Consider the following 13,213-nt stretch of genomic DNA (forward strand, 5'->3'; position numbering starts at 1 on the left):
TTAAATCATTTATTTTTAACTCTAGTCTCGCTTTCTTTTCAAAGCATATCCTGCTGCCATTAATGATGAAGCTAAAGTTAATAAAGCTGTTGTTCCTATAGCATCACCTGTGTTAGGTAGCTTATCTTCATCTTTGCTTTCATTATTTTCAAGTTTATTCATTGCATCTTTTAAATTATTTACTGCTTTATCTACTTCTTCTTGTGTTACATCCACTTTAGCAAATACATCTTTCGCATAAGCCAAAGCTTCATTAAATACTTTCCAACTTTCTTCAGTATAATTACTTGCTTTTAACTCTTCTGCTTTTTTAATAATTTCTTTTAAATTACTCTTATCAATATTAACTACAGTATTATCCTTTAACTTTAAATCCTTCATAGCCTTATCTAGATTTTTTGCTGCTTCATCAACTTCTATTTGTGTAGCCTTCTTATTAGACACTATATCTTTAGCGCTAGCCAAAGCTTCACTGAAGTTATTCCAAGACTCCTTAGTGTAATCTTCACTTCTTAAGGCTTCTGCATCTGTAATTAATTTGTTCAACTCTTCCTTGTTAACTATTTCTTGAACAGTATTTGTGGCTTCAACTGAAACTGTGTCATTAGCTCCTACCTCAACATTTGCATAACTTACTAATTCACCGTTTACTTCCTTTTGCTCTGCTTTAACTTGCTCCCCATTAACATTTATATACTTATAATCACCATAGAACCTAGCTTCCCAATTTAAACTTTCTGATGCTTTATTTGTTAATGTAGTCATAGTTAATCCGTTATGAGCAATACTTAATTCATGATCTCCCATCTGTAAATTATCTAAATTAACCCATTCAACTTCTCCAGGCAAATGTGGTGCTGTTACAACTTTATGAGCTCCTGCATCTGGCTCTATCCCCATTAATCCCTCTACTGTATGAGAAATAAATGTAAATGAAATCTCTGGATAATCACCATTGGTACCTTGTGTTGCACGTTCATGTGCCTGATCTTTAACACTCATTATATATTTCATCCATTTCCAAGCTTCTTCATTTCTATTATATGGGAAATAAGCTTCAGGTATATAGGTATATGCCTCTATATTCAAAGGCGAATTCTCAGTACTTCCTATTCCATCACCTAACTTTTCAGATATAAAATCTAAATATTTATCATTTCTTTCTCCCGGTTCTGATAATAATTTCATTGGAATAAACCAACTATTTTCTTTACCAAAATCATTTAGCTTTTTTCCATCCTTTTGTAATACAGTAGCATAATTTTCATTTGGACTATTTGGGTCTATTACACTCCAATCTTCATTAAAATATTTTTTCAATGCTTCTGCTTTATCGTACCATTCCTTAGCTTCTTTATCTTCTCCTCTTTCACTAAGCATACCAGCATAGGCTAATGTTGCTTGATATTGTGACCCAATAGCATCAGCAGCCTCAATTGGGAATTTTCCTCTTTCATTATAAGTACATGACCCTTGGAATATTCCTCCATAACCTTCTGCAATGCCATTTGTATTTTGGTCATCATGAAGGCTTATATAGTCTGTTAATACCTTTGTATAGAAATTCCATAAATCATCATCAAAAATATATCTTTCATCACCAGTCCAAAGATACTGCTCATAGGCCTTCTCAACTAGTTCAAACTGAGCTGGTACTTCCCTTACAAATAAATCATCATTTTTGTAATCAATTGTATGCGGTGTTCCATCAAAATTTATTGCCCAGAATGTATACCATTTTCTTGATTCTGTTGCATTCTTTGCAAAGGTTTTAAACATTGAGAAGTTTTCATCCTTTAATCCTGAGATTTGTCCACCTGTTGCTTGATGAACAAAATCTCTTCCATAAAATGCTGTTCTATCATAATAACCAGCCCAATATGATGGTATATATTTAGCAGTTCCACTACCATCATTATTATTTTCATCTCTATTTACCAAACCTGTTTTTCCAGTCATAACAAATTGTTCTGTTTTATCAACTGACCAATTAAAGCTATCTTCTAAGAATTTATTAGAAGACTTTACAACTGCCTCTTTTCTCTCCACTTCACATACTACAGACCATACATCTGTACTCCCATTTCCATTAGTTACATTAACCTTTAATGGAGCTGATAAATCTAAAGTTTGTCCATTTTTTAAATTTGATACTGATTCTTCAGATAATTGTATACTATTTAAAACTACCTTACTAGTATCAGTTCCATATGGTACTACAACCTTTATAGTTTTATCTTTTTTATTTATTATGCTATTTCCTTCTTGTCCATCCAAGTTAAATGAAATAATATTACTGTACTTTTCCGTTTCAATCTCTCTATTTCTAATTAATTTAACATTATCAACACTTACTAAAGAAGTTTTTGTACCTTGGAAAAATATTTTAATTTTCTCTCCTTTTTCTAGTCTAATATTTTTAAGCTCATTTTTTGTATAACCTGTATTTTTTTCTACTGTAGAATAGCATATAATTTCAGAATCATTAAGTTCATCACTTAAAGTCATAATACCTAATTTAGCTCCTTCTCCTTCCGTGTTTACAAAAGCTGATAAATCATAAAATCCTGTTTCGGGAATTTCAGTTTCTTGAGTAATATAATTAAAATCTCCTTTAGCTATACGAGCTCTTATTCCTCCATCATAGCTATAATTATATCTAATGTTAGCTCCATAATATCTCCAACCTAATCCATTATTCTCAAAGCTTGGATTATTAATGATATTTACATCAATTGGTCCAATGGCCTCACTAAATACTCCATCTCCTAAAGTTCCATATTCGTCAACAGGTATAACTTTACATTTTAAGTACTTATTTTTTAAGTTTTCTTTGAGCACTAATGTTTTACCATATTCTCCTGCTATTTCACTATATTCACCATCTTTACTATCGGACATTAACCAACTAAACTTTGTAGCTCCTTCAATATGATTATCTAAGTCATTAAAATCGTATGTCACATTTAACGGTGCACCTACTTCATTATTACCATTAATCTGAATGTTGGTAACTTGTGGTTTTAAAAAATTCATTTTATCTATGTCATACATAAACCTAGCATCTTCTATTTCTGCACTCCCTTCTATGGCTATATTTAAGTCAGAGTTTTTATCTTGTATTATATCACTAATTCTTACTACTTTATATTCTTCTGATGCTGCTAAAATTTCTGTTCTGTCCCCTATCTTAACGTTTACATTGTTAGTTAAAGCCTTTATATTCATTTCCAAGTAATAATTCCCTTTATTTGGAACCTTTATCTCTTGGCTTATTTTTGAAGTATCATCTTTTAAAATTGCTTTACCATTTAATATTTCTGCATCTTCTAAAGCCCATCCATCTAAATTTTCAAAACTCTCATTAACAAGTAAATTTTCTACCTTGCTTCTATCATAATAAAATTCAAAATCATCTCCATTAACCCAGGCACTTCCTCCTATTAATCCTATATCAATCTTATCACCTTTTTTCATATATATAGGCTCTATTTCATATCTAGTATAGCTAGAGTTTGAATCTATTTTAACTTCCTTTATAATACTTCCATCCTCTGGATTGAATAAAGCTAACTTTCCATTAGGTCCTCCTGCTGCCGCATAAACAGCTCCTTTATAATATCCGTTATATGGCGCTTCAATAGTTTGTTTTATAATGTTATTATCACCTGGATCTACCCAGCATTGAATCTTCCCTGTATGGGGAAAATTATTCCAATCGCCTACTGCTCCAATAGTTATCCAATTTGGAATTTCATAATCATCAATATTTGGATCTTCCTCAAAGCCTGGATCCTTAACTAAGTTTACTCTACTATCATCATTTAGTTCTACAGTACTTAGATTATTTTCTTTAATTGGTTCAGCAAAAGTCAATACATTACTAGTAATACACGTTAAGGCTACTAACAATGCTAATGTTTTGCTCATGGATGTTCTAAAACCTTTTTTCATTATTAAATCCCCTCTCATTATTTATAATATGAAAATAACTAAGCCCCTTAATATAAAGAGCTTAGTTATAATTCAGAGCTTCTCTATACCATCATAGGCAATATTTCACTTTCAAAGTAGTAAAACTCCGACGTCACATCTAAATTTTCTGTTATTTTAACGCTAGCACTATCTGATAATGATATTACTTGATGCCATATACCCTTATAAAGACATATTGGTTTATCCAATAAAAATACTTTATAATCACTAGGTGTTTTATTTTCTGCTACCATAATTAAGGTTGTACCAGTTAATGGTTCAAAGCTTTCCATTGATGTAGGATGATTTTCCATAAGCTTTACACCTTTTTCTTTATATCTATAAACAGCTAGTCTCCAAGGATCATTTGGCTCTGATACTACTATTTCAAACTTATCAGTACAAGTTTCACTAAACTCAATTATCTTCCCAAACTTTTCAAAGCTTTCTTTAGAGATAGTTAATATAGGTTTTTTCATATTTTTAACTCCTATTCTTAGTTATTTAAGGCTAATTCTTAAATTAGATTTTTCTCCCTTAAATACTAAATTAACTTGAAGAAGTTCTTCTTCTATAAAATAATCAACTTCTGCATTATCACATTTGACACTGTCAATAACAAATCCATTTGGTATATGGAACCAATAACTTTCTTCTGATCCTTTTATAGTATCTAAATGTAAATTTAATGTACTATCCTCAAACTTTTGATTTTTAATACTTATTGCATCCATTGTTACGTGTCTTGTTGATGCTATTACTTGTGGCTCACTCTTAACTTCTGTTAATGATATTATTTGACACGTACCTAAATCTAATTTCTTAACAGTAAATCTTCCACTTACTTTTCCTAAATATTTTTTGCCCCAGAAATCAAAAGCAAGATATTCCTTATTCCTTTCTAAACCAACATTTTCAAGCTCTATATTACTTTCTTCCAATGGAATTGAAGCAAATCTTCCGAGTACACTCCATTTTCTCCACTCTTTATCGATATGAATTGTCCAAAGAGTTGAAAAAGGATGCTCATCATTCATAGATGGATATTCGCCAGCCATATTCATTGCTTCTTCTAATGTAATATCTTCTGCTTTAACTGGATTTTCTCTTGGAACTGCAAATCCATGAAGTTTTGTCCATGTAAATGCTGGATAGCTTAAGTCAATAGTACCTGTTTCCCCAGCAAAAGTTTCAATAGTAGGTAATGTTTTTCTTATTACTTCGATTCTCTTATCATCATAATCCTTCATTGGGTCACTTAACATATATAATCCACCTGACAGTGAAACAAGTGAACATATACTTCTTGCCCATTCAAGGTTAGTTCTTGCGCAAATGTGGTCTGGGTCTATTAAGAATAATATACGTTGAGCATTAAACCATCTTGCTGACTCAACTATTTGCATTCTTATTCCAGCCCAAGTTGGATTAGCATCCATCGCTACACGACATGCATCAACAACCCCTATAACTTCTGATAATACTCCCCATGATGCTAAGAAATATGCCTTATCTCCAATTCCATCTCTTGCACATTCCATATAAGATCTAAAACGTTTCTCCGCATCATCATTAGTTATTAATCCTTGTCTTACGGCTTCATGTAATCCATCTAATAATAGATGCCTTATTGCATCAGTTTTAAAATACTCATAACCATATTCCTTTAACCCTTTATAAAAAGGTAATACATGCTTATCTAATGATTCTTTTCTACAATCTATTAAATAATCTATCCATTCACCTAGCATTGGCTTACCATCATTGCCCTTTAGCAGGTACTTTCCTTGATTTTTAGCAAATTCAGGATTTGTAATATTAGCATTTGTCCATATACCAGCTTTAAACTCTTCTTTTTCTATTGCTTCAACTGCTCCTTTATGACCTTTTTTAAATTGACTATTTGTATTTAGCCATCCTTCTGCTAATGAGCCATTTGGATCAACTGGTAATGGCATATTTTGATATCCATCATCTATTTGTATATATTCTAATCCATATCCACCTAATTTTTCTGAAAAGAACTTTGATACTTCTTCTATATTTTCTTGAGTTACATCTCTTCTAAATGCCTCCCAAGAGCACCAACCCGTAACTGATTTTGTATTAGGTCTCCACTCCCATGGTTTATGGTAAGAATATCCTAAATGTTTTCTATAATATTGCATTCTTAAGTTCACAAATAAAGGTTTTGGTCCTAACTCAATTTCTAATTCTACTTTAAGATTGTTTGATTCTGTTTTTTCAAACCTTTCTGAAATCCATTTCCAATGGCATCCGTTCCAATCTATTAGTAAATCTTGTTTAATATCATAAACCCCATTTACCCCCTTCATAGTTGGATGACCAACTTGTCCTAATATAGCTTCATTTTTATTAGCACGATTTGGTCTCATACTAATAGCATCTTCACTTAATAAAAATGTAACCTTAGCCTTTGCTGGCTTATCTAGCATTACATATATTTGTTGTATAAAGGGAATGTTTTGAAGATTTCCATCTGATCCATGTCTGAAACCAACTTCATCTTCTCCATCTATCTTCATTGTAATAATATTTTTACCATTATACTCATATGTTAACGTTCTCGTTTCTTCATTCCACTTATGAAGAGCATGTGCTATTGGTGGTTCAATTAATTCTGGATGAAAATTTTCGTTATTCATATGTTCCTCCTAAATATTAGCTTATTTTATTTAACTTCTACTTTATAGCACTATCAACCATACCCTTAATAAAGTATTTTTGTAGGCATAAGAAAATAATAACTATTGGTAATATTCCTAATAAAGATGCTGCAGCCGCTGCATTTATATTCGATGAACTTTGTGAAAAGAATCCTGCTATAGCCTGTGTAACAGTCTTAATCTTAGGTGATTGTAATAAATATAAGGAAAATTGATAATCATTCCAACATGAAACTCCTGTAAGTATTACTACTGTAGCTGTTACTGGTTTTAATTGTGGCAGTATTATACTAAAGAATGTTCTAATTGGCCCACATCCATCTATCGCTGCTGCTTCGTCTAATGCATCTGGTATTGATGAAATAAAATTAGTATATAAGAATATACTCATTGGAAGTTGGAATGTAATTAGAACTATTATTATAGACCAATAAGTGCTAGTTCCATTTAACTTTGCAATCATCGAATATAATGGTACAAGAATACTTAAAGGTGGTACCATCATTATCCCTAAAACGAAGGCCTTAACTCCCATATTAAATTTAGTCCTATTTCTTGCTAATGGATAAGCTGCTAAAGCTCCTATTATTGTAATAAACACAATAGATACACTTGTAATTACTAAACTTGACATTAAGCTTTGTCCAATTTTTCCTTTTTCTATAGCTACACTAAAATTTTCCCAATTAATATAAGTAGGAAATACCCATCTAGAGCTTAAATCCTTAGGTGATTTAAATGCAACCCCTACCAAAATGTAAAAAGGTATTATGTGTAATAAACAAATTAATATTGCTAATGGAGTTCTCCATAAGTTATTTCTTTTAAATCCACTATTTGTCATTATTCATTCACCTCTTTACTATCAAAGTATTTCATAATTAAATTTGAAACAATCATTATAAATATAAATGTAAATATACCTATTGTTGCTGAATAGCCAGCATTTTGTCCTCTAAAATATGTCTGCGTTACTAAAGTTGATAAGGAGTGTGATGAGAACCCTGGTTCCTCCCCCAGTTAATGCCATAATTATGTCAAATAACTTAAGACCTCCAATTAAATTAATAACTACAGATGATACTATAGCTGGCATTAATAATGGTAATGTAATATATTTAAATTTATCCCAAGTCCTAACTCCATCAATTTCAGCAGCTTCATAATACATATCAGGAATATTTTGAAGTCCTGCTAAATAAATAATCATTGAAATACCACAAAATTGTAATGTATTTATTATTGTCATAATTATTACAGCTCTTTGTCCATCTCCTAACCAATCTATTGGTGCTCTTCCTAACCAAATTAGCACGTCATTAAATGCTCCCTTATCAAATTGGAATAAGAAATAAACAACATAACCCATTATTAATGGTGCAATCATAACTGGAATATAAATTATTGTCCTAGCTAAAGATCTTCCTCTAAACTTTGAATTTAAAAAAATAGCATAAGCTATTCCTATAACATTTTGTAATAATGTACTTCCAAATCCGTATATAATTGTATTAAAAAGTGCTCCCCAAATATTTTTATCTTGTAGTAATCTAATATAATTATCTACTCCTACATATTTATAATTTTGTGAAAATCCATTCCAATTTGTAAAAGAAATTCTAATACCATCTATAAAAGGATATACAACAATAAATAAGAATAATAGAATTGCTGGTAAATATAATATGTTCATTAAATTTTTTCTATTTTTACTTTTTGGGGCTTTTTTAACTACAACAGCATCATTTTCTGTAACCAACATTTTAACTTCATTATTCATATATTCCCCTCCCAATAATTTCTATTATCAACTATTAAGGGCATAAAATACCCTTAATAGTTTTATTTTATATTGATTATCTCTTTTGACTAAATTTATCTTTAAAGCTTTGTTCCATGTGTTTAATTGAATCTTGTACAGCTGTTGGTTTTCCAGCTAATATATCAGCTCCAGTTATGCACATATCATCCCACATTCCACTTGGTAGATATACTCTATCAAAGTATGGGAATGTTTCAACATTAGCATACTTATCATAGTATTGTTGAACAGCACCTGTATCAGCAGTTACATTTGTTAAACCTGATGGCATTCCATCAACTGAAGCCAATTTACCAGCAACTTCTGGTTTAGCTAAGTAGTTTATAAACTTAAGTGCAGCTTCTTCATTTTTAGTATTCTTATTCATACCAACAGCTATTCTTTCACCAGCTATAAGTGAAGGTTCATCATCTTTGCTATTTGAAGGAATAGGCATCATTCCAAGCTTAGCATTAGGATTAACTTTTAATGCTTCTGTAATTGCATAGTTACCATAGAACTCAAAAGCAACCTTGCCATCTGCAAAGCTTTTAATATCAGTTAAATAATCTGATGTTAAACTATCTAAATTGAAGTATCCAGCTTTATTCCATTTATCAAATAAACCTGCAACATCTCCCCATAAATTCCAATCAAATGTTCCATCTAATAATTGCTTCTTATAGTTCTTAGCATCGTTTGTAACATAGAATGACGGTGCTACCCAATCAAAGAATTGACCTATTGTCCAGTTATCCTTTCCCCCCATATGAATAGGTGTAAATCCAGTAGCCTTTATCTTTCCTAATGCTACTTCAAAATCAGCCCAAGTCTTAATATCATCAACTTTTACTCCAGATTTCTCTAAAACTTCAACGTTATAAACAATACCTGCGATATCCATATTAACTGGTAATACAAATATGTCATTTTTCTCGTTAGTAATCATTGGTTTAATTGCCGGTTTAATATCTTTTACCCAAGACTGATCCGTAAGAGGTTTTAAATATTCACTATATCTTGCAACAGACCATCCATGAGTTGTCCATAAATCTGGTAAGTCATTTGCAGCCATTTTAGTTTTCATAAGCTCTTCATAATTGCTTCCTGGTGCTGAATATTCAATTTTTATTCCAGTTTCATCAGTAAAGTCTTTACATACTTTTTCTAATTCCTCACTTGGAACTCCAACTAAGTTAGTCATAAATGAAAGCGTTACATCTTCCTTAGCTGTATCTCCTGTTTTTCCTCCATTATTTGATGATGAACAACCCACCAACCCGGTAAACGTTAACATACCACATAATAAAGCACTTATTAATCTTTTCTTCATAAACCTTTCCCCCTTAATTTGTTTTACAAATTTATTATATAATCCTTTTCATAGATCTCATATGTATCAATTCTATACTTATAGAGTTTAATTCTATACTAATTTTTACTTCATTCAAAAATCATTTTAATTTTATATTTTATATTATAAAATAGTAGTATATTATATTTAGAGGTGTGCTATGAAAAAAATACAGTCTTTTAGTTCAAAGCTTATGTTATTATTTAGCCTAAGTATAATTTTACCTATAACTATAATGATATTGGTACTATGTGTTTACTTTACTAATATACTATCAAATCAAAATGTAATTCAGTTTAAAAATACACTTAGCTCTGTTTCAAGTAATATTAATACATATATAGATGATTTGAAAAGGTTAACATTAACTCCTTATATGTATAAAGAAATATCTTTATTTATGGAATCCATAAATAATGGTAGTTATGAAAGAAACATTACTGAAATTGATAGATTTATAAAAAGTAAAAATTATAGTTCTACTCTTAATAAGATAATTAATCAATCAAGAGAAGATATATTAGGAATTACCTTTATACCTTATTCTAATCAATCTAAAGGATTTTTAGTAAGTAAATATTACGATACTTTAAACCAAGTAGATATTCCTTATTCATATAGTCCTTGGTTAAGTAATGCACTACATCTAGATGGTGATACTTATTTTACTCCTGTTCATTCATATAAGTACACCAAAAGTGGTAGTGAGTATCAAATTTTTTCAGTAATGAGAGTAATTAAAAATTTGGATACTAATAAAGTAATAGGAACTGTTAAAATAGATGTAAAAGCCATTACTATTAAAAATATTATATCTTCTGTAAATATAAGTGATAATTCTATATTTATTTTAATGGATCAAAATAGTCAAATTATTCACTCTGTGAATTTTCCTTCAAATAAAGATGTTTCTGATATTGTTTTTTCTAATAAAAATCTGTCTAAAGACTATAATATAGTATCAACACCTATTGAATCTAGTAACTGGATTTTATTGTATCTAGGCTCTAAAAAAGATTTATATAGTGAAGTAGATTTTGTATTTAAAGTCACATTAATAATATCATTACTTTGTATTATAGTTGCAATTATATTTTTTAGAATTAATTCAAATAAAATGATAAAATCTATAACAAATATTACATCAACAATGAAAAAAGTTAGAGATGGTGATTTATCAGTCAGATGCATTACCTTAGAAAATGATGAACTTAAATTTATATCTGACGCATTAAACAAAATGATTGTTAACTTAGATAACCATATAAAAAATGAATATTCATCACTAATCGCTGTTAAAAATGCTGAATATTTGGCATTGCAATCTCAAATCAACCCTCACTTTTTATGTAATATATTAAATGGATTCGTAGCACTAAATAGGATTGGAGAAAAACAACTATTAGAAGACTCTATAATCCAACTTTCTAGCTTATATAGATATACTTGTAGCAACACAAATGTGGCTACATTAAAAGATGAATTTGATTTTATTGAGAGATATTTAACCCTTCAAAAACTACGTTTTGATGATATGATAGATTTTAAAATATCTCTAGATGAACGTGTTGCTAATATAGATATTCCAAAATTAATTTTACAACCACTTGTAGAAAATTCAATTAAACATGGTATAAAAAATTATAATGAACCTATTTTTATAACCATAATAGCCTTATTAGATACAACATCTGGTGACATCGAGACATTAAAAATAATTATTTCAGATAATGGTGCTGGCTTTATTAAAGAAAAATATAGTTCTAAAAATAGTACAGGCCTAAATAATGTTAAAGAAAGAGTTGAATTCTTTAAAACAGGTGCCAACTTTACTATAAGTGGAATTGAAAATGAAGGTACAGACTGCTATATAGAAATCCCTATTGGAGGTGGCTTAAATGAAAATACTAATAGCTGATGATGAAAGATTAGTTAGAATAGCACTTAGAAGTATGTTAGAAGATATATATCCTAGTAAATATACTTTTATTGAAGCAAAAAATGGACAAGAATTAATAGATTTATCTAAAAAATATCAACCTGATATTTGCTATGTAGATATTAATATGCCTTTACTTGATGGTTTAACAGCATTAAAATCCTGTAAAGATAACTGCCCTAATACTGAATGGTTTATATTAACTGGTGAAGCTGAATTTAGCTTTGCCAAAGAAGCTATAAATATAGGAGTTAGAGATTACTTGTTAAAACCTGTTAGTATTAATGATCTAAAAACAAACCTAGATTTAGCCGAAAAAAATATCTTAAACAAAAACCATTTAGAAAATGAAGTGTTTAAACTAAATACACTTTCTTTATTTACTTCTACTTTAATTAGCAATAATATTACAAAAAACTATATTACTTTAAAAGAAGGCAATTATACAGCTATTGTTTTCTTTGTAGATACCTACATTAATCAAGAAAGTAGAAATAAATTTATTAATACATTATATAATGAAATTGAAAAGACATTAGAAGATAAAATAAGTGAAGGCTATAATTATGCTCTATTTAATCTACTCTCAGGTGAGCTATGCTTGATTATTAATTCACCTAATTTAAGACATATTACTTTTGAAGATATTATAAAAAAATTTGAATATGATAATTTATTAATTACTCCTATAGCTACAAAAAATGTTTCAAATTTACTTAAAGTATATGATGAAATAAAACTTATTAAGAAATACTCCACACTCAGAGCTACTTATAAATCGGGTAGGATATTGTATATAGAAAAGCTAATTTCTTTACCTAATATAGATTTAATATTAAATTTAACAAATGATATATTTTCTATATATAGATATTATTTAGATAAAAATGAACTGAAATTTATAGAATCTTTAAATTCTATCTCTTTAAATAATACATACAAAGGTATATTTAAAGAAATAAATATTGAAGTTTTAAATAGGTTTCTAAATTTAAATATGAATTTAAATTCAGAATTTAAAACATTTGATGAGTTATTAAATATATTAATATCAAATAGTAATAATATTTTATACTCTAATAAATCACAAAGTAAGGATATTATAGATGAAATTATGGATTATGTTAAAGAAAATTATATGAAAGATATCGGTGTCAATACTATTGCCAATCTTTATGGGATTACACCTAATTATTTAAGTAAAATATTTCATGAAAAATCTGGTATGAAATTTTCAAATTATATAACTGCTATTAGAATTCAAGAAAGTAAAAAGTTAATTTTAGAAGACAAATCACTTACTATTAAAGATGTATCAAAGAAAGTTGGATATTATTCTCCTCGCCATTTTACAAAGCAATTTTATAAAATAGAAGGATATTATCCTTCCGACTTAACTAAATGATTATACAAAAAGGAAGGTTTTATAAACAACTTAAACCTTCCTTTTTAATAAA

Annotated in this window: 8 protein-coding genes; 2 read left to right on the plus strand and 6 right to left on the minus strand. The window is 29.1% G+C overall.

Annotation, left to right across the window (positions count from 1 at the left end):
• Positions 1-21: 21 nt before the first annotated feature.
• The 6 genes from ACH36K_RS13025 to ACH36K_RS13050 all read right to left on the minus strand — a co-directional run bounded on the left by ACH36K_RS13025 (position 22) and on the right by ACH36K_RS13050 (position 9,796).
• Positions 22-3,954, minus strand: coding sequence for a hypothetical protein (locus ACH36K_RS13025; protein WP_411168045.1), 3,933 nt, complete (start codon positions 3,952-3,954; stop codon positions 22-24).
• Positions 3,955-4,037: 83 nt separating this feature from the next.
• Complete coding sequence (locus ACH36K_RS13030; RefSeq protein ID WP_411168046.1) at positions 4,038-4,454, minus strand: ureidoglycolate lyase; 417 nt, start codon at positions 4,452-4,454, stop codon at positions 4,038-4,040.
• 21 nt (positions 4,455-4,475) lie between these two features.
• Entirely contained in the window at positions 4,476-6,641 is a 2,166-nt protein-coding gene (locus ACH36K_RS13035) for a Sip1-related alpha-galactosidase (protein ID WP_411168047.1), read from the minus strand.
• A gap of 37 nt (positions 6,642-6,678) precedes the next feature.
• Positions 6,679-7,506, minus strand: a complete 828-nt coding sequence (locus ACH36K_RS13040; protein ID WP_411168048.1) for a carbohydrate ABC transporter permease — start codon at positions 7,504-7,506, stop codon at positions 6,679-6,681.
• A gap of 111 nt (positions 7,507-7,617) precedes the next feature.
• The gene (locus tag ACH36K_RS13045) at positions 7,618-8,442 is read right to left on the minus strand and encodes a carbohydrate ABC transporter permease (protein WP_411168049.1); all 825 of its coding nucleotides are present in this window, start codon (positions 8,440-8,442) and stop codon (positions 7,618-7,620) included.
• Positions 8,443-8,518: 76 nt separating this feature from the next.
• Complete coding sequence (locus ACH36K_RS13050; RefSeq protein WP_411168050.1) at positions 8,519-9,796, minus strand: ABC transporter substrate-binding protein; 1,278 nt, start codon at positions 9,794-9,796, stop codon at positions 8,519-8,521.
• A 181-nt stretch (positions 9,797-9,977) separates the two neighbouring features.
• On the opposite strand from ACH36K_RS13050, the gene ACH36K_RS13055 reads away from it, so the two are divergent.
• Together ACH36K_RS13055 and ACH36K_RS13060 are read left to right on the plus strand one after the other, a co-directional pair.
• Positions 9,978-11,735, plus strand: coding sequence for a sensor histidine kinase (locus tag ACH36K_RS13055; RefSeq protein ID WP_411168051.1), 1,758 nt, complete (start codon positions 9,978-9,980; stop codon positions 11,733-11,735).
• On the plus strand, positions 11,716-13,161 hold the full coding sequence (locus ACH36K_RS13060; RefSeq protein WP_411168052.1) for a response regulator: 1,446 nt from the start codon (positions 11,716-11,718) through the stop codon (positions 13,159-13,161). Before ACH36K_RS13055 ends, ACH36K_RS13060 begins: the two co-directional genes overlap by 20 nt.
• Positions 13,162-13,213 lie beyond the last annotated feature (52 nt).

It is taken from the genome of Clostridium sp. MB05 (assembly GCF_046581255.1).
Taxonomy (GTDB): domain Bacteria; phylum Bacillota; class Clostridia; order Clostridiales; family Clostridiaceae; genus Clostridium.

Bases quoted from the DNA above. Each gene is read 5' to 3' on its own strand.
- ACH36K_RS13025 (WP_411168045.1), bottom strand. From the start codon at position 3,954: ATGAAAAAAGGTTTTAGAACATCCATGAGCAAAACATTAGCATTGTTA.
- ACH36K_RS13030 (WP_411168046.1), bottom strand. From the start codon at position 4,454: ATGAAAAAACCTATATTAACTATCTCTAAAGAAAGCTTTGAAAAGTTT.
- ACH36K_RS13035 (WP_411168047.1), bottom strand. From the start codon at position 6,641: ATGAATAACGAAAATTTTCATCCAGAATTAATTGAACCACCAATAGCA.
- ACH36K_RS13040 (WP_411168048.1), bottom strand. From the start codon at position 7,506: ATGACAAATAGTGGATTTAAAAGAAATAACTTATGGAGAACTCCATTA.
- ACH36K_RS13045 (WP_411168049.1), bottom strand. From the start codon at position 8,442: ATGAATAATGAAGTTAAAATGTTGGTTACAGAAAATGATGCTGTTGTA.
- ACH36K_RS13050 (WP_411168050.1), bottom strand. From the start codon at position 9,796: ATGAAGAAAAGATTAATAAGTGCTTTATTATGTGGTATGTTAACGTTT.
- ACH36K_RS13055 (WP_411168051.1), top strand. From the start codon at position 9,978: ATGAAAAAAATACAGTCTTTTAGTTCAAAGCTTATGTTATTATTTAGC.
- ACH36K_RS13060 (WP_411168052.1), top strand. From the start codon at position 11,716: ATGAAAATACTAATAGCTGATGATGAAAGATTAGTTAGAATAGCACTT.